Origin of the sequence: uncultured Adlercreutzia sp. (assembly GCA_910585575.1) — a bacterium.
GTDB lineage: Bacteria > Actinomycetota > Coriobacteriia > Coriobacteriales > Eggerthellaceae > Adlercreutzia.
The window spans coordinates 1-25437 of sequence record CAJUFS010000013.1; the positions used below are offsets into that span (position 1 = coordinate 1).

Below are 25437 nucleotides of genomic sequence, written 5' to 3' on the forward strand. Positions count from 1 at the left end.
CCACCTGGGCGGCGACGACTGGGATCAGCGCATCATCGACTGGATGGCTGACAAGTTCCAGGCCGAGAACGGCATCGACTTGCGCAAGGACCCCATGGCCCTGCAGCGTTTGAAGGAAGCGGCTGAGAAGGCCAAGATGGAGCTGTCCTCCACCACCCAGACCAACATCAACCTGCCCTTCATCACTGCTGACGCCTCCGGCCCGAAGCATCTGGACCTCACGCTCACCCGCGCCGAGTTCGAGCGTATCACGAAGGATCTGCTGGACCGCTGCAAGAAGCCGGTCGAGCAGGCGCTGAAGGACGCTGGCCTGAAGATGGGCGAGGTCGACGAGGTTATCCTGGTCGGCGGCTCCACCCGTATGCCGGCCGTGCAGGAGCTGGTGAAGCAGCTCACGGGCAAGGCCCCGAACATGTCCGTGAACCCGGACGAGGTGGTGGCCATGGGCGCTGCCGTTCAGGGCGGCGTGCTTGCCGGCGACGTGCAGGGCATCCTGCTGCTCGACGTTACTCCGTTGTCCCTGGGCGTTGAGACCATGGGCGGCGTGATGACCAAGATGATCGAGCGCAACACCACCATTCCTACCCGCAAGACGGAAATCTACTCCACGGCGGCCGACAACCAGACCTCCGTTGAGGTGCACGTCCTGCAGGGCGAGCGCGAGATGGCCGCGGGCAACAAGACGCTCGGCCGTTTCCAGCTCACCGGCATTCCGGCTGCTCGCCGCGGTGTGCCGCAGATCGAGGTTACCTTCGACATCGATGCCAACGGCATCGTGAACGTGTCCGCTAAGGATCTGGGCACGGGCAAGCAGCAGCAGATCACCATTTCCGGCTCCACCGCCCTGTCCGACGACGAAGTCGATCGCATGGTGAAGGACGCCGAGCAGCACGCCGAAGAGGATGCCGCTCGCAAGGAAGAGGCCGAGGTGCGCAACAACGCCGACGCTCTGGTGAACGCCACCCAGCAGACGCTGGACGAGCTGGGCGACAAGGTGCCGGCCGACGCCAAGACCCAGGCCGAGGAGGCCATCGCCGAGACCAAGAGCGCTCTTGAGGGCACCGATCTCGACGCCATCAAGGCGGCTACCGAGAAGATCCAGCAGGCTGGCTACAAGCTCGCCGAGGTTGTGTACTCCACCGAGGGTGCCGCCGCGGGTGCTCAGGCCGCCGCTGCCGAGACGGCTCCGGCCGATGACACCATCGAGGCCGACTACGAGGTAGTCGACGACGAGAACGAAGGGAAGTAAGAACGATGACGACGCCCGATAAGGACAAAGTCGCCTCTTCTACCCCCGCCGATATGGAGGCTGCCGCTGAGGCGGCGGCCTCCGTGGCCGCCAGCGAAGGCGCGCACGACGCTGAAGTGGTCGCCGACGCCGAGGTCATCGAGGCCAACGAGGCCGGCCAGCTTGACGACGAGCTCGAGCGCGCTGCCGCCGACGCGGTGGCCGGCGTCATCGAGGAGTCCGAAGTAGTAGCCGCCGCGAAAGCCGAGGCCGCTGACTGGCAGGACAAGTACGTGCGTCTCCATGCCGAGTGGGACACCTACCGCCGCCGCATGGGCGAGCAGCGCGAGGCCGAGAAGGCCCGCGCCACCGAGAAGCTCATGGAGAGCCTGCTGCCGGTGCTGGACGATTTCGTTCGCACGGTGGATTACGCCGAGCAGAACGGCGAGACCGGTTTGCTGGGCGGCGTGAAGGCCGTGCAGACGAAGCTGGTCGACACGCTGGCCAAGGGCGGCCTTCAGGTCATCGATCCGGCCGGCGAGGCCTTCGACGCCTTGGCCTGCCAAGCCGTGGGAACCGTGGACGACCCGAGCGTTCCCGACGAGACGGTCTCCCAGGTATACCAGCTGGGATACCGCATGGGCGACAAGGTGCTCAGGCCCGCCATGGTAACCATTACCACGGGCGGCCCGAAGCGGGAGAAGCCTGAGGACACGGAAGAGTAAGACTGATCGGGGGCGCACTTTCATGGTGCGCCCTTGTATTCGATAGATGAAAAGTAACGGAGGTGGAACGAATGGCGTCCACGCCTGATTATTACAAAACGCTAGGCGTTCCGCGCACCGCCACGGCCGACGAGATCAAAAAGGCGTTTCGTAAGTTGGCCCGCAAGCATCACCCCGACGCCGGCGGTGATGAGGCCAAGTTCAAGGAGCTCAACGAAGCCTACGAGGTGTTGAGCGACGACAAGAAGCGCGAGCTTTACGACCAGTACGGCACCGCGAACGAAAACCAGATTCCCCATGGATGGGGCGGTGGCCAGGGCTTCAACGTCGAGGACATCTTCGGCGGAGGCGGTGGCTACGGCGGTGGCGGCTTCGGCGGTAGCTGGGCCGACATTCTGGAGAGCATTCGCCACGGCGAAGGTGCGTTTGGAAGCAACTGGGACTTCGGCGGCGGCTTCGGCGGTCAGCCCCAGCCCCGCAAGGGCCAGGATATGAACGTCACGCTCAACGTCACGTTCGACGAGGCCTTCAACGGCACGGAGAAGAAGATCACCGTGCGCATTCCCGGCAAGAGCGAGGCCGACACCCATACGGTGAAGGTACCCGCCGGTGCCGTGGACGGCGGCCGCGTGCGCCTGAAGGGCCAGGGTGCCCCGGGCGACAACGGCGGTGCTGCGGGCGATCTGCTCATCACCACGAAGATCGACGCCCACCCCTACTTCAGCCGCGAAAAGGCCGATGTGGTGGTGGAGCTGCCGGTGAACGTGGCCGAGGCCGCCCTGGGCGCCTCGGTAGTGGTGCCCACGCCCGACGGCAAGAAAATCAAGGTGAAGGTGCCCGCCGGCACCCAAGATGGCAAGGTGCTTACCATCAAGGGCAAGGGCGCGCCCGACCTGAAGAACAAGGGGCAGAACGGCAACTTGAAGATCATCGTCAAGGTCGAAGTGCCCACCGATATGAACGACGAGCAAAAGAAGGCCATGGAGGACTTCCTCGCAGCCAGTGAGGAGGAGAAGCGCCCATGGCAGTAGACGACAGGAACCGGCCGCTGTACATGATCAGCATTGCCGCGGAGCTGGCCGGCGTGCATCCGCAGACCCTGCGCTCCTACGAGCAAAAGGGCCTGGTCACGCCCCAGCGCACCGGCGGCAACACCCGCATGTACTCCCAGGCCGACATCGACCGGCTCAACCTGATCAACGAGCTTACCAGCGAGGGCATCAACCTTGCCGGTGTCACCCGTATCCTTGATCTGCAGGGCCGACTGAACGATCGAGAGGCTGAAGTGGAAGATTTGCACGCTCGCGTGCGCCGCTTGGCTGATCGCGTCCGAGAACTGGAAACCCGCGCGACCATCGGGGCCATCGTCCACGTAGCCCCCACCCGTCGCTTACCATAAGGAGACATATATGAGACTAGACAAGTTGGCGGTGACGGCGCAAGAGGCATTTCAGGCCGCCATGGGCGTGGCCGGCGATGCCGACGCCGCCGTCATCGAGCCCATTCACTTGCTGAAGGCGCTGCTCGATTCCGACGAGAATAATCTTGCCGCCATCATCAAGCGCATCGGCGCCGATCCGGTCTGGCTGGCGCAGAACGTCAGCGACGAGATTGCCAAGATGCCGAAGCAGACCGGCGCCACCCCCATGGCCATCCCCGGTCAAGACCTCATCAAGGTCATCGATAACTCGGTGAAGATCGCCGAGAAGCTGGGCGATTCCTACGCCACCAGCGAGCATTTGCTCATTGCCCTGTCCGAGGACAAGGGCGCCGCGGGCCGCATTCTCACCACGGCCGGCGTTACCCGCAAGAACATCGAGGCGGCCTACGAGAGCCTGCGCGGCGACACCCGCGTCACCTCGCAGACCGACAAGACGCAGTTCGAGGCTCTGGAGCAGTACGGCGAGAACCTCACCCAGAAGGCCCGCGAGGGCAAGCTCGATCCGGTCATCGGCCGTAACGAGGAAATTCGCCGCACCATCCAGGTGCTGTCGCGCCGCACCAAGAACAACCCGGTGCTCATCGGCGAGCCCGGCACCGGCAAGACGGCTATCGTCGAGGGCCTGGCCCAGCGTATCGTGGCCGGCGACGTGCCCTCATCGCTGAAGGACCGCGAGATTGTCTCGCTGGATCTGGGCGCCATGATGGCCGGCGCGAAGTACCGCGGCGAGTTCGAGGACCGCTTGAAGAACGTGCTGCGCGAGGTGAAGGAAGCCGATGGCAACATCATTCTGTTCATCGACGAGCTGCACACCATCGTGGGCGCCGGTGCTGGCGGCGATTCGTCGCTCGATGCGGGCAACATGCTGAAGCCCGCCCTGGCCCGTGGCGAGCTGCGCGCCATTGGCGCCACCACGCTGGACGAGTACCGCAAGTACATCGAGAAGGACGCCGCCCTCGAGCGCCGCTTCCAGACGGTTATGGTCAGCGAGCCCACCGTTGAGGACACTATCGCCATTCTGCGTGGCCTGAAGGAAAAGTACGAGATTCACCACGGCGTGCGCATCACCGATGGCGCCATCGTCAGCGCGGCCGAGCTGTCCGACCGCTACATCACCGACCGCTTCCTGCCCGACAAGGCCATCGACCTCATGGACGAGGCGGCCAGCCGCCTGCGCATCGAGATCGACTCCATGCCGGAAGAGGTGGACGCCGCCGAGCGCAAGCTCATCCAGATGCAAATCGAGGAGCAGGCGCTCATGAAGGAATCCGATGACGCCTCGAAGGAGCGCTTGGAGAAACTGCGCCACGACATTGCCGCGGCTCAGGAATCCCTCGACGCCCAGAAGGCCGAGTGGCAGAACGAGAAGGACGCCATCGTCGACGTGCAGAACCTCAAGGCCGAGCTGGAAAGCGCTCAGCTTGACGAGGAGCGCGCCACCCGCGAGGGCAACCTGCAGCTGGCCTCCGAGATTCGCTACTCGCGCATCCCGGGCCTGCAGCAGCAGCTGCACGCCGCTGAGGAAGCCGTGAAGCTGAAGCAGCAGGACGGCGCCATCCTGAAGGAGGAAGTCTCCGAGGAAGAGATTGCCTCCGTGGTGGCTGCCTGGACCGGCATCCCCGTGGCGAAGATGATGCAGGGCGAGATGGAAAAGCTCGTCGACCTGGAGGAAGTCCTGAAGGGTCGCGTCATCGGCCAGGACGAGGCCGTGGGTGTGGTGGCCGGCGCCATTCGCCGCAACCGTGCGGGTCTGTCCGATCCGAACCGTCCCATCGGTTCCTTCCTGTTCCTGGGTCCCACGGGCGTGGGCAAGACCGAGCTGGCGAAAACGCTGGCCGAGTACTTGTTCGACTCCGAGAAGGCCATGGTGCGCATCGACATGTCGGAGTACATGGAGAAGTTCTCCGTGCAGCGCCTGATTGGAGCGCCTCCGGGATACGTGGGCTACGACGAGGGCGGTCAGCTGACCGAGGCCGTGCGCCGCAACCCCTACTGCGTGGTGCTGCTCGACGAGATGGAGAAGGCTCACCCCGATGTCTTCAACATCTTGCTGCAGGTGCTCGATGACGGTCGTCTGACCGATGGCCAGGGCCGTGTGGTGAACTTCAAGAACACCATCATCATCATGACCTCGAACGTGGGCTCGCAGATCATCCGCGAGCACGCCGCCGAGGGCCGTGCCTTCGACGAAGCCGAGGCCACGGGCGGCGAGACCATGGGCGACATGGCCGAAGCCATGATGAAGATGACGCCCGAGCAGGCTGCCAAGCGCATGCAGGAGTTCGCGAACAAGATTCAGGACGCCCTGTCCGCCACGTTCCGCCCCGAGTTCCTGAACCGTATCGACGACGTGATCACCTTCAACGAGCTGTCCATCTCGGCTATCGAGCCTATCGTGGACCTGCAGCTCGAGGAAGTGCGCGACCGCCTGCAGGCTCGTCGCATCACGCTGGACGTTACCCCGGCGGCCATGGAGCACTTGGCCATCGACGGCTACGATCCGGTCTACGGCGCCCGTCCGCTCAAGCGCCTTATTCAGCGCGAAGTGGTGGATCGCATTGCCGAGAAGGTCATCAACGGCCAGCTGCATGACCGCAGCCACGTGCTCATCGACCTGGATGCGGAGGGCAACTACACTGCCCGCATTGAGAACTCCATGGGTCTGGACGATGCCGACTACGATGCGCTGCTGAACGGCGCCCCTCACGAGGGTCAGAGCCCGAACGGCCATGACCTCCTGGAGGATCTCGACACTCTCAGCAACGGCGATTTGGGAGAGGATCCCATCGCCTAGTTAGCCATCACCTGACATACTCACTTTCACAGCAAGCGCCCGGGAGCCAAGCCCGGGCGCTTTTGCGTCGGGGGATCTGGCTCCTTCGCGGGCTGCGATTGGTGCCCGCGGGTTACGCTCGGGCTCCTCCGCGGGCTGCGGGCGGCATCCCGCTCCGGGCACGCGCCGCTCCGCTGACTCGCTTCGCTCGGGCGCTGCGCTCCTTCATGCTCTGACGGGGCGGCCTTCGGCCGCTTTAAGAGTTAGTGTTCAGACGGTGCCCTCCGGGGATGCCGCCCGCAGCCCGCTACTCTCTTGAGAATGAGGCGTTCTCGATCCTGCAAATGCGAAGAGGTACGCTGGCTTGCTGGACGAGGGCTGGTCACTTGCGGCTTCCGCCGTTTTCGAAGCTCGTTGCCCGATTTCGGCATATTTCTTTCGATGTGTTAGCAGTCTGAGAGGGCATTGAGCCCTATTCGACTTGTCGGGCGAGCTGGAACTTGCTGTTTTCGCAGGTCGCTGAAATCCCGGCGGGTGAAGATAGACTGCCCGTCCCTGCTCTCCCCGAAAGGCTGCTAACAAAACGCAAAAAACAAGTTTGCCAAACGCGTTAAGCTATCGCCAGGACGGCCCTTTCAGCTTGCCAGGTGTGTAGCGCGATTCAGTCTGTGAGGTTGCCTATGGATACTCCAAGGCCTTCGGCGATTTTGCAGAGGTTGTCGTATCCGATGTTGCGGCGCCCGTTCTCGACATCGATGAGATACGAGTGACCTAGGCCAACCATAGTGGCAAAACGGCGCAGCGAAATATTTTGAGCTTCGCGCTCTGCGCGAATTCTCTCCCCAAGCTGCTTTTTTCTGTCGACTGTACCCATATCTTGTCAGGCTATTTTGCTACACTGCCAGTGTGGTACTAAATTTATGACCACTACGGGGAATAGAAGAACAACGACACGATCTTAGCTGCTGGCTAATAATCTCTTATGGGCGAGAAGGAGCGAGGACTATGGAGCACACAGGAGCAAAGCAACTTGGTGTAAGGGTTATGGCTTTCGTCGTGGCGCTTGCTTTGACGCTGAGCGTGGCTGCAATCTTGGAACTTTCGGCACCTCAGCAGGCGCACGCGAAGACGAAGATTGCACTTAGCAAGAGCAAGGCAACCGTGATGCAGGGGAAATCGTTAACCCTCAAACTCAAGGGCGCGAAAGCTTCTAAAGTGAAATGGTCCTCGTCGAAGAAGTCCGTAGCCACCGTGAAAAACGGTAAGGTGAAGACCAAGAAAGGTGGTACCACCACTATTACGGCTAAATACAAAGGCAAAAAGTACAAATGCAAGGTGACGGTCGTGAAGCTTTCTATGTCAAAGATAGGGACGCAATATTTCATCAGCAAAGCCGAAGGCGGCAGCTATGGTCAGATTGTCGTTAAGTGCTACAAGCACGGGAAAAGGTGCCCCGATCTTAAGTACTATTCCAGCAACAAGAAGATCGTCAAAGTGGATCAAGATGGTTGGCTCGAAGCCCGCGGCGTTGGTGCGGCTACCATCAAAGTGAAGGCCCATGGAGCCACTGTCAAACAAAAGGTGATCGTGCGGAAGAACGGGTTTGCCCTCAAGAAGATTCCGACGTTGTACCTGGGGTGTTATCCTGAGGAAGAGCACGATTACGTTGATGCTCAATGCCAAGTACATGGTCCTATCTTTATGTGGTGTGTAGAAAGCATTTCGAGCAGTAATCCAAGTGTGGCTACAGTAGATGACGAGGGGACGATCACCCCAAAACAAGTTGGGCAGACAGTCATTACGGTTAAAGCCCACGGACAAAGCGCTTCTCAAACGGTTGTAGTGAAGCGACCTTCGATTTCGATGGACCCCATTCCCGATTTGTATTATGGGGGAGAAGAAGGGGAGGTCAACGCCTGGTGCAGTGTTTGCGAGAGTCGATACGACAATTCAACGGTATACTCCTCAAGCAATCCTTCTGTCGTTCAGGTTGATCGCAATGGTTACCTGACTCCCCTTAAAGTCGGAACCGCAACGATTACTGCTCGCGTGCATGGAGCCACTGCCAGCCGAACAGTTAACGTGAAACTTACTCCTTTCACTATGTCCAACAGTGCGCTAACTCTCAGCCTCGAGAGGTACGAATATGAGTGGGATGCAACAAGTATCGGAGCTGAGTGTGGCATTTGCGGGTACTGGTGCGAAAAAGCGAAATGGAAGAGCAGCAATCCTGCTGTGGTTGAGGTAGACGAATATGGCGATCTGGTTCCCAAATCAAAAGGCACTGCCACTATTACCGCCTCAGCCCACGGCGCTTCTGCAACGTGCCTAGTGACCGTTGTCGAGTAGGAAGACCGTTATGGAATCCATAGAAGTAACGCCAAGCCCCACAGCCATTCAGGCTAATTCACAGGAGCCTCACCATAGCAAACTCTCCTCATCGAGAGTTGGCTGGATGGCTGCTTCGGGAGTTCTCGCAGGTGTGGCAGTTTTGTTTGCGGTGCTGCCCTGGCTGGAAGTGAGTCCCTCGATCCAGGCTGGACTCGCTATGCTATCGGGATTGCTGTCGGCTTTTGGAGATGGATCCTATTCCCTTCCGTCCATAGCTCCGGCTTATTCGGTTCCGCAATTTATTGACTTGGCACAAGCACTTGATCAGGTAAATGTTTGGCTTAAGGCATTTGAGGCAGGAACCGAGTATTTCTCTCAAGCCCAAGAAGCCTCAAAGGCTGTTGGCGCAATCGTGATAGTTCTTTATGCAATTGTTGCGATTTGGGCGATCGCGCTTGTGACTTCGACTGTTGGTCTTGTGCGCTATTTTGTCACCCATGCTCGCAAAAAAGCGGTTGCGATTGTGGGCCTGTCGCTTTTGCTAGCGCTCTCGGGTGCGTGGACAATCGGCTACAATCTTCTTTTTGTGGCAGCTGAGGGGGCAGACTCCGTTGTAGCAGGACATGCTCTCAATGCCGTCCTTTGTATGATTTTTTGTATCGGATCTGTGGTAAGCCTAGGGATTTCGAGCCGTTTCGCGGGCGTATCGGAGAAAAGCAAGATGGTCGAGTCGGCCTCTCCCGGCATTTTGCCGGAAGCCGCGCCGCTGGACTTGGCAAGCGACTCAAAAGGCAGAGAGGATGTCAAGTTCAATCCTATTCGCAAGGGCTCAAGAGCAGTTGTGACCGTTGCCCTTGTTGGCGGAGCTATCGTCGCAGTGGCGATTGCTCTAGGAATGGCGATGCTTCTGGGTCCTTCTTTTAACCAAGGAGCCCCTATTGCTCAGAGTGAAAGTCAGCTAAACAGTGGCGAACGAGCTGGTCAAGCTTCGGGAGTTGATGACAGCTCGACAGCGCAGGAGTCTGCGGAAGGGATTGCAGCAAGCATAGATGGGGCAGAGTTGTCTGAGCAAACAGTTTCCGATTACATTAGCGATTTTAGAAAGACCGCTGATTTGCAGGATGATGATCTATGGACGGAGTGGCTTGAGGAGAATGGCTATACAGCGGAAAGTGTCCGTGACGAAGTTATTGAATTCTACATCGGGGAATATCTTCTCAATTTAGCCTGCGAGGAAAACAGCGTTACCATCACAGAGGAAGAGTTGCAAAGCGAGCTTGCCAACACCCGGTCTCTCTTTGAAAGTGAAGAAGCATACGAGGACGCATTGGCTGAAAGTAATATAACCGAAGATAGCTATGTCGAAACTGTGCTTGAGCCTAATCTCAGAATTGAAAAACTCATGGAAGCGGTCGAAGGGGAAAAGTACGCAACCGAGGAGGAGCTCAACGAGGCCTATCAAAGCTGGATGGAGGCTTATCGAGCAAGCAAGCAAATTGCTATTAGCGATATGCCTTTGGGCCTGCCCTACGACGTGTAAGCTTCGCTAAAGGGTTAGTGCGAACGGTTGAGAGCGCCCCTCCGACTTCATCTTGGTCGAAGGGGCGCTTTTGCGTGACCATGCCTTTTGCTCAGGATCTTTTCTCTTCAGATGCGAGAGATGCAAAAATTGCAAAGGAAACAGGAGATGGCATGGAAGCAAACCCCTTTACGCCTACATTTGGCGTTATTCCTGCCTATATGGCGGGTCGTGAAGACGTTGTCGAGGAGCTGTCCCGCGCAGCGCGCCATCTTATTTTTGCGAGCTGTCGGCAGGGGACGTACGCTTTTTAGAAGCTATGCTTGTTGACGAGGGCGACAGCAAACTCTTGGATATTGCCGAGCGGATGGGCAAAAGGAGCAATTACGCCTCTCAGTACAAGCGACGGCTTATCGAGCAGGGAGTGCTTCTTGATCGCGGACAGGGTAATCTGCGAATCGCCATCCCCCTGTTTAAGGAATACCTCAGAGATCAGTTGAGGTAGTGTTGCTAATACGCAAAGCGGCCGTGCCCGGTTCGGGGCACGGCCGCTCGTTCGGCAAATAAGGGTGCCGTTGCTTGCTACTGCGCCGCTGCCGCTTTCTTCGCGCGGCGGGCGGCTGCGCGTTTCTGCATGGCGTCGACGCAGGTGGCTACGGCGGCGTCGCCGGTGACGTTCACGGTCGTGCGGGCCATGTCCAGGATGCGGTCTACGCCGGCCACCAGGGCTACGCCCTCAACGGGCAGCCCCACTGACTGCAGCACCATGGCCAGCATGATCATGCCCGAGCCCGGCACGCCGGCGGTGCCGATGGAGGCCAGCACGCTGGTCATCACGATGGTGAACTGCTGGCCAATGCTCAGGTCGATGCCGAACACCTGGGCGATGAAGATAGCGCAAACACCCTGGTAGATGGCGGTACCGTCCATGTTGATGGTGGCGCCCAGGGGCAGAACGAAGGAGGTCACCTCCTTGGAGACCCCCATCTTCTCGGTGCACTCCATATTGATGGGCAGCGTGCCCACCGAGGAGGCCGAGGCGAAGGCGAAGCCGATAACGGGCATCTCTCCCTTGAGGAACTTCAGCGGGCTCATGCGGGCAAACAGCTTGATGATGCCCGAGTACACGAAGATGATCTGACACGCCATGGCCACGTAGGCCACCACGATGAGCCACAGCAGGGGGCGCAGCACGTCGATGCCGTTGTTGGCAATGACGGGGCAGATCAGGCCGAATACGCCGAAAGGTGCTACGAGGATGATGCCGCGCATGATGGCGATGCACACGTCCGATAGTGAGTTGCAGATGTCGATGACGGGCTTAGCTTTCTTGCCCGCGGCAATCATGCCGAAGCCGAACACCACGGCAATGACGATGACCTGGAGCATAGTGGCGTCGGCCATGGGTTGGAAGAAGTTGCTGGGGAAGATGTTCACCAGCGTGTCGATGAGCGACGGCGGGTCGGTGGCCTCGTAGGACAGGTCCTCGGTGGGCATTTGGTAGCCGGCGCCCACGTTCATGAGGTTGGCGAACACCAAGCCCAGCGTGACGGCGCAGGCGGTGGTGCACAGGTAGAACAAGATGGTCTTGCCGCCGATAGCGCCCACTTTCTTCACGTCGTCGAGCGATACCACGCCGGCGATGATAGAGAACAGCACCAGGGGCACGACGATCATCTTGATCAGGTTCAGGAAGATGGTGCCGAAGGGCTTGATGTACGTGTCGGCAATTTCCGGCGACCCTTGGAGAGCCAGACCTACCAGGACGCCCAGAATAAGCGCAATGAAAATCCAGGTGGTAAGCGAGAGCCGCTTAAACCATGGCTTCTGCTTCGGGGCGGTCGGGGTGTCGCTAGAGACGGTGGCGTCGCTGGACTGAGCGACGAGATCGTCGACGTGCTCCATGGGGTTCCCTTTCGCTATGCGGTGTGATGAGCCCATTATAAGGAAGGGATCCCGTGTGAGGGAAGGGCAAAAGCAGAAGCGCCTCGCCCAGAGAGGCAAGGCGCTTGGTAAGCTCTACTGATGTGGTTGCGCGTGCTAAGCGGAGACGCACGGGGTGCGCACTCGGCTGTATACGAATCTCGAGCTGTCGAGAGGTGCGAACCGTAGTAGCCGAACGCCCGCTATTCGTCGTCCTCTTCCATCATGTCCTCGAGTACGGCCTGCACGAGCTCCATCTGCTCTTCGGACTCCAGCTGACCCAGGGTGACCAACGGCAGGCCCGCCTCGCCCTCGACAATCTCAGCCGGGTTGTACAGCGCGGCCATCACTTCGATTTCGTCGCCCTCCTCGGCGTCCTCTTCGGCGAAGATGATGAAGTCCTCGCCAGTCTCGTCAACATGGAAGGTGGCGACCGTCTCGTAGATGGCGATGACGCCGTCGTCTTCCACCACCATAAAACGCTCGAGGTCGATCTCGTTCTCGTCGATGTTTTCCAACTCGTCAGTCATGACTGCTCCTTTGCATAGGTTTTGCCTGCCCGTAGTGTAACGCAGAGCGCGTTGCGGGAGGTCGCATCGTTGCCGTCGCCCCACAACAATTATTGGTTCATATCAACAAAGTAATGAGTTGTGACAACGAATATAAGGACAAGGGTCGACTTTCCTTAAAAGAGAAAAGGTTCTTTTTATAATGTTGACAGGGAGAAGATAAGGGCTGATGAGAAAGGAGAAGCTATGGGATCAGCCAACCAGAAAAGAGCGACGGGAGGATGGCGAGCGTTTTTGTGTATCGTGCTCGCAGCCGCCCTTGCGCTGTGCATGACCCCCGTTGGCGCCCTTGAAGCGCAGGCGGCCAGCACAGCGAAATCCTATGTGTACAACCATGTGTATGGCACGTACTCGGGGCAGTACGCATTGGGATTCACTTGGAACGTTAAGGGAGACGTTAACCCCTACAAGGGCGATCAACTCAAAGAAGTTGACATCCTCAGCGCCACCGGTGGTGTAACGCTGAAGGTGAAGTCGTCGGCTTTGGCGTACGAGGGAGATCTTGATTCGTGGGTGTATCAGCTTATGTATGCCTATGGCGAAGCAGGGTCGAAGCTTCCGGGTACGGTGGGAGTGCCCGTGAAGGTGGGAGGAAGCCAGGCCTATCAGCCCTACACCCTTGCTGGCAAGAAGCTTTCTAACACTACGTACCGCTCCGTCGATTATTTCCAGAGCTCGCAGTTGAGCGGAGGCGGCGGCGCCCTGTTCTCGCGCTTAGATGGAGGGACGCTGATTGCGGATCTCTATAGTGATGCTGGCAAGAAGATCCAGACGCTATCCATCCCCGTGCCTGCAGGGTATGAGGATGCGGGCGTTTACGCCTATGATCTCAACGGCAAAGTCTACTGCGTGGCTTCTGCCTACTCGGAAGACGAGGGTGAGGCTTGGAACGCCTATTATCTGCTCAAGAACGGTAAGTTTGAGAAGAGTGCCGCTCCCGCAGAAAGCTTTACCGACAGCGCCTACGTTATCGGCGGGGGCGTCTCTCTTGAAACCTCTTGGGACGATGACGACACCGAGCGCGCGTATCTCAAGCAGCCCAATGGGACGAAGATAGAACTACCCTCCACCAATGGCATGGAGTCTTACGATGTCGTCAAAGACCTGGGCGTTAGCATTGGGAACGGCAACGGCTCTACGACGGTCTACAACAAGCAGGGCAAGGTTATCAAGACCATCAATACTGGCCAGAAGAATACCCATACGTCTTGGGAGAAGAGTGCGATTCCTGGTGCCTGGGTGCTTATTTGCGACGGAAGCCCTTATGCGGCCTACAATTCCTCCCTCAATGAGATAACGCGTGCTAACGCATCGTGGTATCTGTACGCTCAGGAAGCGGGAAAGCTGAACGGAAAGGCAGTCTATACAACGATAGCCGACTCTTCGAAGGACTGGGAGCGCTATATCGTCATCGACGGCTCAGCCAAGCAGGTGAAAGTTGCCGGCTACGCGCTCGAGGCCAACTATCGCAACACTCCCATTCACACCTTCTCGAACGGGCGCAGCGTCGTTATCGCCAAGAACTCTAAGGGCAAGTATGGCGTGATCGACACTGCGGGCAACGTGTTGGTGCCGTTCTCTTACAGCGACTATGCCAATGTGGGCGGTGGCGACTACATTATGATGAAGGCCTCCAAGGGGTGGCAGTTCGTCAAGGTGTCGCAGTTCGCTTCGGGCAAGGCCGTTAAGGGTATCACCTATACGGTTGGTAAGCTGAAGTACAAGGTGACCAGCACTTCCTCCAAGAACCGCACCGTCATGGTGGTGGGTCACGTGAGCGGCACGAAAGCCAAAGGCAAACTGAGCATTCCCAGTACCGTGAAGATTGGCGGCCAGAAGTTCAAGGTTACCGAGGTGGGAGCGTCGGCCTTCAAGGGTTCGGCCATCACGTCGGTAACGGTGGGTGCCTATGTGACCAAGGTGGGCGCCAGCGCCTTCTCCAGCTGCAAGAAGCTCACCAAGGCAACGTTGGGTAAGAAGGTGAAGTCGCTGGGTAAGAGCGCCTTCTCCGGCTGCAAAAAGCTCAAGACGATCACGATCAAGTCCAAGGTGCTGAAATCGGTGGGCAAGAGCGCTCTCAAGAACGTATATAAGAAGGCTAAAATAAAGGTGCCTTCTTCCAAGGTGAAGGCCTACAAGAAACTGTTCAAGTCCTCGACGGGCTTTAAGAAGACCATGAAGGTGACGAAGTAAATGTCTTTTGGCTCCGGCATCGCGATGCTGGGGGCGGTAATCGTGGCCGCCCTGGCACTTGCCCAGGGCGGGTTTTACCCCACCCCCGTCATCGTTGCCGGGGCCGTTTCTTTGGCGGGAGTCGCAGCGGCGATTTTCGTCAACCGTGCTGCCGCCCGCGCTCAGGGCGGCAGTTTGCGTAGGTGGGCGCTTTCCGGTGCCTTTATCGCCATTGCGCTCCTTAATGCTGCGAGCGCTGTGGCCCATGGATGGCCCTCCGAGGCGACGGGTGTCGTGCTGTGCTGGGTAGCGTTGGCGGCTTTCGCGCTTTTCTGCGGCAGCGTTCCTCTTCCCGAAAAAGCCACGGCTCTTGAGGGCCTGTGCTGGTTTGTGGCCGTTACGGCGGTATTTGGGCTGTTGGCGGTGGCTGGCCTGTTGCCCGCTGGAGGCACGATGGCGGCAGGGCGTCTGTGTCTGCTGTTCGAGTACTCCAATGCGACGGGTATCTGGTTTGGCCTGGGCGTCTTGCTTATGTCCGCGGCCGACAACAGCCGCATTCGTGCGTTGGCGCCTCTCGGGCTCGTTGCGCTGTTTGCCACGCAATCGGTAGGCGCGGTGGCGGTCACGGGCCTTGCGCTGACGGTGGCAGCGGTTGTGTTTATGCGGATGGGACGCTTTGCCGAGGCTGAGAGCCTCGCGCTTTCCTGGATCGCGGCCCTCGTTTCTTTTGCCCTGCAGTTGGTTTTCCCCGCTGCGGGTCTTGTGGGTGCTCTGGCGACAACCGTGGGTCTTTGGGTCTGGGGTGAAAAGCTCCAGGACGGGCACCAGGTCGGCGATCGTGCGAAGCAACGTCGTAAGGGTGCTGCAAGTAAGGAGCGGAAAGCGACGGAAAAGCAGCAGGACGCGAAGGCGCGGAGAGACGCCCAGGAGCGACAAGGCGTCTCGACTCAGGAGGGGGCGCGACGCCCTCGCGCCTTGGTCTGCATTGTGGTGGCGGCGATCGTAACCGTGGGTGCCGCCGCGGCTGTTCTGCTCCTTGAGCCGGCCCGATGGGTGGAAGCTCAGGGGACGTTCGCCGAGCGTTTCGTGATGATGCAGGATGGCCTCGCCTTGCTTGCGGCGAGTCCCTTGCTGGGCGTCGGGCCCGAGCAGTGGGCGCAGCTTTATCCAGGAATTCAGACCGTCGAGTATACGGCTGCAGTGAACCACTGTTCCTACTTGCAGCTGGCGTTGGACGGGGGAGTCTTCGTGCCGATTCTCTACGTTGGGGCGATGGGCGCAGCGGTAGTTAATTGCGCGAGGCGAGGGCACTGGCCCTGGGCTCTTGCGGTGGCGACGCTACTCGTGCACAGTGTCTTCGACTTCGACCTCCACTTTTTCGCATTGCAATTTTTGGCAGTTTTGCTGGTGAGCGAAGCTTCAGAATGTGAGGCCTTGCGTTCCGGCCAGTCGCGTCAGTCCGTGCGCTTGTGACATTAGATTGTTCGTTGGTTCCATACAGTTGACCCTCAAAGAAGAATGGAGTCAATTTATAGCCTTTGACTAGGCAAAACATCTATTGACCATGATAGAATAGCTCACTAAAAAGAATCAGAGCACGGCGCTTCCAGAGGGGAATTGGCTGCGTCGCGGAAACAAAGTGAGAGAGGCATCATGGTTTCACTCAAGCGCAAAGCCGTCAGCATCTGCTGCGCCCTCACCCTCGCAACCTCCCTCGTGCCCGTATCGGCCTTGGCGGAGGAAAGCTCTCCGAATGAATCATTGCCTGATGCAAGCTTGCAGGAGGGGGTGGCTCAAGGGGAGGACGCGGTCTTTGAGATAGCGGAGCCTGTCACCATTGATGCAGAAACCTCCGCTGACGTCCTTTCAGGCATTTCGCTATTTTCTCTCGAGAGCGTTGGTCCGGTGCCGCTGAAATCCTCCCATGAGATAGAGTGGATTGACAGAATTGATTTCACGGGTCATCAGTCAGCCCGTGACTTCTATGACGTGCTGGTGGAAGCCACGGATAATGATGGCGTCAAGGACTACCTAATCGAGGACGCCTACTTTGATCAGACTGCTTCATCGGTCGCCAAAGGTCAGACGGGAGGGTATGACGAAGCAGATGGGAGAGACTGCATCGTCATTGGACCCATTAGCTATTCAGGGGACTTTAACGACGCATTTTACGAAGAGCTAATTTACGCTTATGCAGCAGTGGCCGCTTTCGATCGCGATCACCCCGAGGTATTCTGGCTAGAAGGGGGCGCTTCGTTTACGGGGTGGGGTATAGGATCAAATCTCTATCTTGGTTATGTTATCAAGAGTGATCGTAGGCTTGCTAGCTTCTCTTCGCAGCAGCAAATCAAGACAGCGATTTCAAAGCGCGATGCAGATGCGCAACGAATTCTCGATAAGGCGATCGGCTGCGAAACGAGCGCAGAGAAAATGACCGTGTTCAACGACGAGCTGACAAAAATCAATGCGTACAACACGAGCAGGGATTTAAACGCTGCCAGCAAGACCTATCCTGAAGGCTGGAGGTGCATAAGCGCCCTCGAGGGTCGCACTGGTTCTCTGGGGCCGGTTTGCGAGGGATACGCGCGGGCATTTAAAGTGCTGTGCGACAAGAGCGATATTCCCTGCGTATTGGTCGATGGTAAGGCAAAAAGCCAGCCTAACGCTGCTGGTGGAGCGCATATGTGGAATTACGCTCAGGCTGACGATGGAAACTGGTATGCCGTTGATGTGACGTGGAATGATCCGAATCCGGGCAATACTCCCGTCTCTGGCTACGAAAACACAAAGTGGCTGCTTGTAGGTTCGGCCACCGTTGTGTCGGATATGCCGTTTTCGGAATCGCATCCAGTAGTGAATAGAGTGTTTAGCGATGGGGCGACAAATAGCGGTCTAGTCATATATCAGCAAAGTTACACCAATGGTCCCCAGTTGAATAAAGGGGCATATATTCCCCCTTCCTCTTATCAGGTAGATTTCCCCTGTAGTAGCGCGGTGTATGGGCAGCATCTTAAAGAGGTGGCGCTCGGTGCTCCCACAGCTGTCTCTAAGGAGGACGGTTCTGAGCTTTCCGTGGCAGCGCGCTGGGAAAACGAAAATGAGCAAATCAATCGGGTCGGAAGCGAGCGGTATAGGGCCATTTGCACGATAAGGGATGGAGAGACTTCGGTTCAACAGGTGGTCGAAGTCCCGGTTCTCGTGTCAGAAAAAGAGTTGGCGGTGATTCCGGGCGTGGTTGCCTCAAAGACTTATGACGGAACAGTCAAAGCGTCATTTAGCAGCGCTCCTCGGCTTGAAGGAGTTGTCTCTGGGGACGACGTGAAGCTGACCGCGACGGCGTCATTTGCGGATGCTGCCGCGGGGAATGCGAAGAAGGTGACCATTACCTATGCTCTTTCTGGCGCCGATGCGGGCAATTACCGGTTGAGTCAGACCTCGGTCATCGCTACTGCCAATATCACTGCCCCCGAAAAGCCCGAAACTCCCTCAACGCCTGCGCAGCCGACTGCGCCCTCCAACCCCTCCACGGGCTCGACGACGGCTCCTACTGTGAAGCCCTCGACCCCCGCGCCTCCTTCTTCGGGGTCGTCCACGACGACGAAGCCGGCACCGGCCCCCGCGCCGGCGCCGAGCAAGCCGGCGACGTCGCCCTCCACGCCGGCAAAGCCGACGGCCAAACCCGCCGCGAAAGCGCCTACCTTCAAGAAGACGAAAATCTTGAAGCTGAAGTCTTCCAAGAAGAAGACGCTGGCGGTGACCTGGAAGAAGGCAACCAAGAGCCCTGTGAAGTACCAGGTTCAGTACAGCACGGACAAGAAGTTCAAAAAGGGTGTGAAAACCGCCACCATAAAGGTGACTAAGAAGCTGTCTCGCAAGAGCTCACTGTCGACCACCGTCAAGAAGCTGAAGTCGAAGAAGACGTACTACGTGCGCGTTCGGGCCAAGTACAGCATCGCGGGCAAAACCTACAACGGGCCTTGGACGGCGACGAAGAAAGTAAAGGTCAAGTAGCCTCCTTCGAAGGAAATCGCGATGCTGCCTCACGGATGAGGGCGATACAATAAGGCCGACGGGGCCGACGGTGCGTTCCGTCGGCCCCGTTTGTTTTGGAGGAAGCTCGTGTCGTTGTCCTTTCGTCGCGCTGTAAGCACGCTGTGCTCGCTGGCGCTTGCCTTTTCGCTTATCCCTGCCACGGCCTTTGCCGAAGAGCCCTCTGCGGAAGAGGCGGCTTTCGAGGGATCGTCTCTCGAAGACGTCGCCGATGTTCCTGCTGTGTTCGACCCCAGCGCCATTGAAGTTACCTCTCTGGAAACCTCCGCTGCGGTGCAAGAGGCGATTGCGCTGTTCTCGCTCGATACGAGCCAAGTGCCCCTGGTCTCAAGCACGCAAGAGCGGTGGATCGATCGCGTCGCATTGCCCGACTATGCGCGGCAGTTCTATGACACGCTTGTTGAGGCGTGCGACAACGACGGTTCTCGGGATTACCTCATCGAAGACCGCTACTTCGACAGCACAGCGTCGGATGACGGCACCTATACCCGGTTCCCGGAAGGAGCGGCTTTGTTGGCGGCTACTCTCACCCGGCCGACCCAGCAACAGCTGGCCGCTGCTCAGGCAGCCATTGTGACCGCTCGAGCTGCCTTTGATCGCGATCACCCCGAAGTGTTCTGGCTCACGGGCTCGGTGGGGACGACCGCGATTGGCGCGGGCTCCCAGGTCCGCCTCTATTACGTACTCTTGACCAACGAAAAGAACGGCGGCATGGATCCGCGCACGGCCGCTTATGCAAGCGAGTATGCCATCAAGCACGGCATTTGGAGTCGCGACAGCTCCGTGCGCAGCATTCTCCAAGGGGTGGGCAGTTCCGCCACGCAATACCAGGCGGTGAAATACTTCAACCAGTGGCTTACCCAGAATAACGGCTACAACACGTTAGGCGGCGCCAACGGCAACGATCCCTACGAGTGCATCAGCGCTCTTGAGGGCCGTGCGGGCGCCCAGGGGCCGGTGTGCGAGGGCTACGCGCGCGCCTTCAAGGTGCTCTGCGATCAATCGGGCATTCCCTGTGTGCTTGAGGACGGGGATGCGGTTTCTCCTGGCTCGACGGTGGGCGGTCCGCACATGTGGAACAACGTAAAGCTGGCGGGTGCCTGGTATGGGGTCGACGTTACCTGGAACGACCCAGGAGCGGGCACGGTCAAGCGGTCGGGTGACGAGAGCGAAACCTGGCTGCTGCGTGGCAAGAATGCCGCGGTGGTGGGCAGCTATACCTTTGGATGGACGCACCCGGTGGCCAATATGGTCTACGCCGGATGCGTGGCCTTTACGAACAGCCCTGCTCTGAGTGCGACGGACTACGTCGAGGCGTCGTCGCCCTCAAGCCCGGTGTCCATCAAGCTGCCTGCCGCTGCGCCCGAGCCGCAAAAGCCGCGCCTGTCATCGCTGACACTGTCCAAGAAGTCTTTCACTGCCAACGGAAAGGTGCAGCGCCCCACCGTGACGGTGAAGGTGAACGGTCGCACCTTGGCTGCCAGCTCCTATACGGTGAAGTACAGCAGCGGCTGCAAGAAGACGGGCACCTATAAAGTAACAGTAACAGGCAAAGGCGGCTACACGGGCACGCTCACGGCCACCTTCAAAATCGCAAAGCCCAAGGTTTCTAAGACGACTAGTCTCAAAGTGAAGGCAGGGAAGAAGCGCCTGGTAGCCACCTGGAAAAAGGCCGCGGGAAAAGTGTCGGGATATCAGATTCAGTACAGTACAAGCAAGAAGTTCACGAAGAAGAAAACCAAGACAACGACGGTGAAGCTGACGACGAAGCTCGCCAAGAAAAAGACGCTCTCCAAGACAGTCAAGAAGCTGAAAACGAAGAAGACCTACTACGTCCGTATACGCACCTACTACAAGATCGGCGGCGAGACATTCTATTCTTCCTGGTCAAAAGCGCGTGAAGTACGTGTTCGCTAAAAAAGGATCCTGTCAGAAAACGAGCCTCTTACAAACGGCCGAAGGCTGGAATAAGACGTTCTTCCCATGCCATAATGAAAGCAAGTATGGAGCGAAAGAGGCATGTTGTTGTCTGCCTGTTGGCAAACCGCAACATGCCGTTCGCGTCTCTCTTGGAAAGGACGCACTATGGATCGAAATGACGTCGTAAAGGCGGCCGAGGAGTATTGGGACAAGAATTGGCCTGCTATTAAGGGCGACATCGCCACGCTGGTGGAAATTCCCAGCACAGAAGACCTGGACGCCGCCGGCCCCGGTGAGCCCTATGGCCCTGGCCCCGCCAAGGCGCTGGCAGCGGCGCTGGATATTGCCGCTGGCATGGGCTTTGAAACCACCAACTGCGACGGCCATATCGGCTTCGCTGACCTGGCGGGCGATACGCCCACGCAGCTGGGCATCATCGGCCATATGGACGTGGTGCCCGCCGGCCCCGGCTGGACCTTCCCGCCCTTCGAGGTAACGGAGAAGGACGGCTATCTCATCGGTCGCGGCACCCTGGACGACAAGGGCCCCTCGGTGGTGGCTCTGCATGCCATGAAGTGCCTGGGCGAGCTGCCCATGGATCGCCGTTACACCATGCGCTTCCTATTCGGCGCCAACGAGGAAACCTCCATGGCCGATGTGGTGTACTACCACGAGCACTACGATGATCCGGCCTTCATCTTCACGCCCGACGCCGATTTCCCCACCTGCTACGGCGAGAAGGGTGGCTTTGACGGCCGTATCACCAGCGCGAAAATCGACGACCCCGTCATCCTCGAGTTCGACGGTGGCGTGGTCACCAACGCGGTGCCTGGTGTGGCCACGGCTTTGGTGAAGGCCCATGCCGCCAATCTGCCCGCGGCCGAGCGCCTGACCATCACCGACGAGGGCGACGGCCTGGTGCGCATCGATGCCGAGGGCGTGAACGCCCACGCCGCGTGGCCCGAGCGCGGCATCAGCGCCATCAAGCTCATCGTCGACTACCTGCTGGCCAATAACTTGTGCAACGAGCAGGAGCGCGCCTTCCTGGAGTTCGACCAGAAGCTGGTTAGCCACACCGACGGCTCCGGTGTGGGCATTGCCACGGCCGACGAGTACTTCGGCCCACTGACCGTGGTGGGAGGCACCATCCACATTGAGGACGGGCGCTTCGTGCAGACCATGGACAGTCGTTGGCCCACGTCCATCACCTCGGACGAGATCATCGACATCATGACCAAGCAGACCGACGCCATTGGCGCCACCTTCGAGAACACGCTGCTCATGGTGCCGTTCCTGGTGAAGCCCGACGATCCGGAAATTCAGGCCCTGCAGAACGCCTTTCATGAGGTAACGGGCGACGACCACCAGCCCTTCACCATCGGCGGCGGCACCTACGCCCGCGAGTTCAAGAAGGGCGCGTCCTTCGGTGTGAATATGCCCTGGATTCCCAACCCCGATTGGGTGGGCGGCGAGCACGGTCCCGATGAGGGCGTGGCCATCGATCTTCTGCGCACGTCCTTCATCATCTATGTGCTGGGGCTCTACGACTTGCAGCAGCTCGATCTTGCTGACGAGTAGTCATCGAACGCCTCCTCGACGCAGGGAACTATAGAAAGCCCCCGTCATCCATAGAAAAGTCTGATCTGGGTTAAACCCGTGGTTATTCTTTTTCGTGGACGGCGGGGGCCTTTGTGTGCTATAGAATAGAAAAAGTTTTACCCGCGTATTTTGGAGGATAAAGTGCTTAACGCTATCATCGTTGACGACGAAGCGCCCGCGCGTTCCGAACTTCGTTTCCTGCTTGATGAAGTAGGCGGGGTTGAGGTAACGGCTGAAGCCGCCAGCGTGCGCGAGGCCATCGAGAAACTCAAGGAATATCCCTGCGACGTGATGTTCCTCGACGTGAACATGCCCGAGGCAACGGGCCTGCAGCTGGCCGAGGCCCTGCAGCATTTGAAGTTCCCCCCGGCGGTGGTGTTCGTCACCGCTTACAGCGAGCATGCCCTTGATGCGTTCAAGGTCAGCGCTATCGACTACCTGGTCAAGCCCGTGGAAACCGAGCGCTTGGCCCAGGCCATCGCCCGCGTGCGCGAGCATGTGGCCCTGCATATGCAGGCCCATAAGTCCGAGCGCATTCCTGTGGAAAAGGGCGGCAAGAAAATCCTCATCGGCATCGATAAGATCCGCTTCGTCATGGCTCGCGACGATTACGCCTACCTGCAGACGGACACCGACCGCTACTTCTCCACGGTCAGCCTGGCCCAGCTGGAGAAGCGCCTCGACGGTCACGGGTTCTTCCGCGTGCATCGCGGCTACCTGGTGAATCTTTCCATGGTGGAGGAAATCGAGTCCGTGTCTGGCGGCACGCTTTTGCTCACGCTCAACGGTGTGGAGGAGAAGATTCCCGTCTCCCGTCGCCGCGTGTCCTCGCTGAAGAAGGCGCTGAATCTGTAAGGTTCCGTCGGCCCCTTTAAAGTGAAAGGAAGCGCCCTCGCCTTTGGCAGGGCGCTTCTTGCGTTCACAGAACCGCCATACCCTCAGGGCGTTTTCTGACGGAGAGATACCCCTTTGGTAGAATGTTTCAAACAAGTTAACGAACAGGCGGCCGCAGCGAGAAGGCGCGGCCCGCTTCGTTTTTGGCTGGCATTGTCCTGAAGAGAAGGAAAGCCTATGCTCTCCGCAGATATCGAGAAGATGTACCCCGCGGCGAAGACCCTGGTGAAGGCCCATGCGGCCAGCCGCATCCACCAGAAGGATGCCACGCTGTACGACTTTTCCCCCGAGGCCGAGGCCTGCGCGGCCGAGTTCCTCGGCTGGGCCGATCTGGCCACGAACCCGCCCTGCGACCTGGCCCGCATCCAGGCCTTCGCCGACGAGGCGGTGGAGGCCGGCCTCGACACCATCCTGCTCATCGGCCAGGGCGGCTCCACCCAGGCGCCCATGACCATCACCAAGTACAACAAGCACGACTCCGCGCGCGTGAAGTTCCGCACGCTGGACTCCGACTCCCCGGTGCGCGTGCGCGAGATGCTCACCATCTGCGACCCGCGCCGCACGCTCGTCATCATCTCCTCGAAGAGCGGCGGCACCATCGAGCCGCGCATGCTGCTGGAGGCGGTGCGCGCCTCGTTCGAGAAGGAGCTGGGCGCCCACGCCGTCAAGCACCTGGTGGCCATCACCGACCCGGGCTCCGACCTGGAGAAGATGGCCCGCGAGGAGGGCTGGCGCGCGGTGTTCTCCGGCGAACCTACCGTCGGAGGTCGCTTCTCGGCCCTTTCGGTGTTCGGCCTGGTGCCCGCGGCGCTGGCCGGCATCGACATGGAGGAGTTCCTGGAGCATGCCCGCCAGGCCGAGGAGATCTGCAGCGAAGACGCCATCGACAATCCCGCCATTAATTTGGCGGCGTTCCTGTACGACAACTACTTGAAGGGCCGCAACAAGTTCTCGTTCCTCACGCCGAAGCGCGGTCGCGTGCTGGGCCTGTGGATCGAGCAGCTGGTGGCGGAGTCGCTCGGCAAGGAGGGCCAGGGCATCCTGCCGAACATCGAGATCGACTCGCTGCTCCTGACCGAGGACCCGGGCGACCGCACCATCGTCATGTACCAGACCCAGACCGACCTGTGGGACGAGCGCCGCAACTTCGAGATGTCGCTCGCCTACATCGACCCGGCCATCCCGCGCATGAACTACCGCATCGACACGGTGGCGGAGCTGGCCGAGCACTTCGTCATGTGGGAGTACGCCATCGCCATGTGCGGCTACCTTATGCAGGTGAGCCCCTTCGACCAGCCCGACGTGGCGTCGGCCAAGGCCGAGGTGCTGGACATCCTGGAGAACGGCCAGCCGGAGCCGAACTTCACCGAGGCGTTCACCGACGAGGTGGACATGGGCACCGTGGAGGTCACGTACGCGCCCATGTTCGAGGGCTGCGAGGACCTGCACGAGACGCTCTACGCGCTGCTGTCGTCCATCCAGCCCGGCGACTTCTTCGCGCTGAACGCGTTCCTGCCGTTCACGGGCGAGGGGCGCCGCGAGGCCATCGAGCAGATGCGCCACGGCGTGGCCGAGTCCTTCGGCGTGGTGTCGTGCCTGGAGGTGGGCCCGCGCTACCTGCACTCCACGGGCCAGCTGCAGAAGGGCGGCCCCAACATGGGCGTGTTCCTCATCCTGTCGGCCGACGAGCTCAAGGACATCCCGCTGCCCGAGGGCGCCACGGCTCCGAGTCTTGGCGCGCTGGCGAAGGCCCAGGCCGCCGGCGACCTGGTCACGCTCGCCAAGCGCGGCCGGCGCGCCGTGCACCTGCACCTGCCGGACAACTCCGGGGTGACGCTACGCTTGCTGGCCCAGGTGGTGGACGACGTCATCGCCGACATCCTTACCGACCGCGCCCTGGCCGAAGCGGCGTCCCTGGCCGAGGACGAGGCCGAGCTGGACGCCCCCGAGGCCACCGCCGTGGTGGAGAGCGTCGAGGCCAGCGAGACCCAGGACGTCGGGTCGGCCGAGCCCATGGGCGAGACCGAAGCCAACACCCAGGACTCGCTCGAAGGGGCGCAGCTCTAACAGCCTACTCGCGAGGAAGAGCGGCGGTGTCGCTGCCCGGCCGCTCACATCGGGATGAGCCAACTGAGACAGCCGACCGTCTGGCTTGTCTCATTCTCCCTCATTCCCATGCTGCTTCGTAGGGCCGGCATGGGGTGGTAGGTTCCCAAAACGGATAGTTTGGTTCCCTCGGTGCCTGTGTGTATTTCTCTTCACCTGGGGTTTTGTCGGGGTAGGGAACCAAATA

Annotated in this window: 17 protein-coding genes and 1 pseudogene; 15 read left to right on the plus strand and 3 right to left on the minus strand. The window is 59.4% G+C overall.

Annotated elements, in window-relative coordinates; all coding sequences use genetic code 11:
• The 5 genes and pseudogenes from QZ307_RS02745 to QZ307_RS02765 form a co-directional block, all read left to right on the plus strand.
• Positions 1–1249, plus strand: a 1249-nt coding sequence (locus QZ307_RS02745) for an Hsp70 family protein (RefSeq protein ID WP_295995488.1), incomplete at its 5' end; no start/stop codon positions are given.
• 5 nt (positions 1250–1254) lie between these two features.
• A complete protein-coding gene (locus tag QZ307_RS02750; RefSeq protein ID WP_295995491.1) occupies positions 1255–1953 on the plus strand; it encodes a nucleotide exchange factor GrpE in 699 nt (232 codons plus the stop codon).
• Positions 1954–2024: 71 nt separating this feature from the next.
• Entirely contained in the window at positions 2025–2984 is a 960-nt protein-coding gene (locus QZ307_RS02755; RefSeq protein WP_295995599.1) for a DnaJ C-terminal domain-containing protein, read from the plus strand.
• Complete coding sequence (locus QZ307_RS02760; protein ID WP_295995494.1) at positions 2975–3352, plus strand: MerR family transcriptional regulator; 378 nt, start codon at positions 2975–2977, stop codon at positions 3350–3352. The genes QZ307_RS02755 and QZ307_RS02760 overlap by 10 nt, the downstream gene beginning before the upstream one ends.
• Positions 3353–3413: 61 nt before the next feature.
• Positions 3414–6014 (plus strand): annotated as a pseudogene (locus QZ307_RS02765) (AAA family ATPase); the annotation flags it as partial.
• Positions 6015–6828: 814 nt separating this feature from the next.
• Here the strand turns inward: QZ307_RS02765 and QZ307_RS02770 are convergent.
• Positions 6829–7041: a helix-turn-helix transcriptional regulator gene (locus QZ307_RS02770; protein WP_295995500.1), complete on the minus strand. Its 213-nt coding sequence runs from the start codon at positions 7039–7041 to the stop codon at positions 6829–6831.
• Between the two features lie 131 nt (positions 7042–7172).
• Between QZ307_RS02770 and QZ307_RS02775 the strand changes: the two genes are divergently transcribed.
• The 3 genes from QZ307_RS02775 to QZ307_RS02785 all read left to right on the plus strand — a co-directional run bounded on the left by QZ307_RS02775 (position 7173) and on the right by QZ307_RS02785 (position 10331).
• Positions 7173–8516, plus strand: a complete 1344-nt coding sequence (locus QZ307_RS02775; protein ID WP_295995503.1) for an Ig-like domain-containing protein — start codon at positions 7173–7175, stop codon at positions 8514–8516.
• Between the two features lie 10 nt (positions 8517–8526).
• The gene (locus tag QZ307_RS02780) at positions 8527–10038 is read left to right on the plus strand and encodes a SurA N-terminal domain-containing protein (protein WP_295995507.1); all 1512 of its coding nucleotides are present in this window, start codon (positions 8527–8529) and stop codon (positions 10036–10038) included.
• Between the two features lie 74 nt (positions 10039–10112).
• Entirely contained in the window at positions 10113–10331 is a 219-nt protein-coding gene (locus QZ307_RS02785; protein WP_295995510.1) for a hypothetical protein, read from the plus strand.
• 268 nt (positions 10332–10599) lie between these two features.
• On the opposite strand, the gene QZ307_RS02790 is transcribed toward QZ307_RS02785, so the two are convergent.
• Positions 10600–11922 (minus strand): dicarboxylate/amino acid:cation symporter, encoded by a 1323-nt coding sequence (locus QZ307_RS02790; RefSeq protein WP_295995513.1) that lies wholly within the window; start codon positions 11920–11922, stop codon positions 10600–10602.
• Between the two features lie 221 nt (positions 11923–12143).
• A complete protein-coding gene (locus QZ307_RS02795; protein WP_295995515.1) occupies positions 12144–12470 on the minus strand; it encodes a hypothetical protein in 327 nt (108 codons plus the stop codon).
• 225 nt (positions 12471–12695) lie between these two features.
• On the opposite strand from QZ307_RS02795, the gene QZ307_RS02800 reads away from it, so the two are divergent.
• The 7 genes from QZ307_RS02800 to QZ307_RS02830 all read left to right on the plus strand — a co-directional run bounded on the left by QZ307_RS02800 (position 12696) and on the right by QZ307_RS02830 (position 25211).
• Positions 12696–14702, plus strand: a complete 2007-nt coding sequence (locus QZ307_RS02800; RefSeq protein WP_295995518.1) for a leucine-rich repeat domain-containing protein — start codon at positions 12696–12698, stop codon at positions 14700–14702.
• A 42-nt stretch (positions 14703–14744) separates the two neighbouring features.
• Positions 14745–16154, plus strand: a complete 1410-nt coding sequence (locus QZ307_RS02805) for an O-antigen ligase family protein (RefSeq protein WP_295995521.1) — start codon at positions 14745–14747, stop codon at positions 16152–16154.
• 180 nt (positions 16155–16334) lie between these two features.
• Positions 16335–18692, plus strand: coding sequence for a YDG domain-containing protein (locus QZ307_RS02810; protein WP_295995524.1), 2358 nt, complete (start codon positions 16335–16337; stop codon positions 18690–18692).
• Between the two features lie 108 nt (positions 18693–18800).
• Positions 18801–20648, plus strand: a complete 1848-nt coding sequence (locus tag QZ307_RS02815) for a transglutaminase domain-containing protein (protein ID WP_295995527.1) — start codon at positions 18801–18803, stop codon at positions 20646–20648.
• Positions 20649–20816: 168 nt separating this feature from the next.
• Positions 20817–22229 carry a Sapep family Mn(2+)-dependent dipeptidase gene (locus QZ307_RS02820; RefSeq protein ID WP_295995530.1) on the plus strand — a complete coding sequence of 471 codons (1413 nt, stop codon included), beginning with the start codon at positions 20817–20819 and terminating at the stop codon, positions 22227–22229.
• Positions 22230–22391: 162 nt separating this feature from the next.
• Positions 22392–23105, plus strand: a complete 714-nt coding sequence (locus QZ307_RS02825) for a LytTR family DNA-binding domain-containing protein (protein WP_275205890.1) — start codon at positions 22392–22394, stop codon at positions 23103–23105.
• 216 nt (positions 23106–23321) lie between these two features.
• Positions 23322–25211 carry a glucose-6-phosphate isomerase gene (locus QZ307_RS02830; protein ID WP_295995535.1) on the plus strand — a complete coding sequence of 630 codons (1890 nt, stop codon included), beginning with the start codon at positions 23322–23324 and terminating at the stop codon, positions 25209–25211.
• Positions 25212–25437 lie beyond the last annotated feature (226 nt).

Excerpts from the sequence above, each read along its gene's own strand:
- QZ307_RS02795 (WP_295995515.1), bottom strand. The coding sequence starts at position 12,470 with ATGACTGACGAGTTGGAAAACATCGACGAGAACGAGATCGACCTCGAG.
- QZ307_RS02780 (WP_295995507.1), top strand. The coding sequence starts at position 8,527 with ATGGAATCCATAGAAGTAACGCCAAGCCCCACAGCCATTCAGGCTAAT.
- QZ307_RS02750 (WP_295995491.1), top strand. The coding sequence starts at position 1,255 with ATGACGACGCCCGATAAGGACAAAGTCGCCTCTTCTACCCCCGCCGAT.
- QZ307_RS02775 (WP_295995503.1), top strand. The coding sequence starts at position 7,173 with ATGGAGCACACAGGAGCAAAGCAACTTGGTGTAAGGGTTATGGCTTTC.
- QZ307_RS02800 (WP_295995518.1), top strand. The coding sequence starts at position 12,696 with ATGGGATCAGCCAACCAGAAAAGAGCGACGGGAGGATGGCGAGCGTTT.
- QZ307_RS02755 (WP_295995599.1), top strand. The coding sequence starts at position 2,025 with ATGGCGTCCACGCCTGATTATTACAAAACGCTAGGCGTTCCGCGCACC.
- QZ307_RS02790 (WP_295995513.1), bottom strand. The coding sequence starts at position 11,922 with ATGGAGCACGTCGACGATCTCGTCGCTCAGTCCAGCGACGCCACCGTC.
- QZ307_RS02760 (WP_295995494.1), top strand. The coding sequence starts at position 2,975 with ATGGCAGTAGACGACAGGAACCGGCCGCTGTACATGATCAGCATTGCC.
- QZ307_RS02810 (WP_295995524.1), top strand. The coding sequence starts at position 16,335 with ATGGTTTCACTCAAGCGCAAAGCCGTCAGCATCTGCTGCGCCCTCACC.
- QZ307_RS02830 (WP_295995535.1), top strand. The coding sequence starts at position 23,322 with ATGCTCTCCGCAGATATCGAGAAGATGTACCCCGCGGCGAAGACCCTG.
- QZ307_RS02770 (WP_295995500.1), bottom strand. The coding sequence starts at position 7,041 with ATGGGTACAGTCGACAGAAAAAAGCAGCTTGGGGAGAGAATTCGCGCA.
- QZ307_RS02820 (WP_295995530.1), top strand. The coding sequence starts at position 20,817 with ATGGATCGAAATGACGTCGTAAAGGCGGCCGAGGAGTATTGGGACAAG.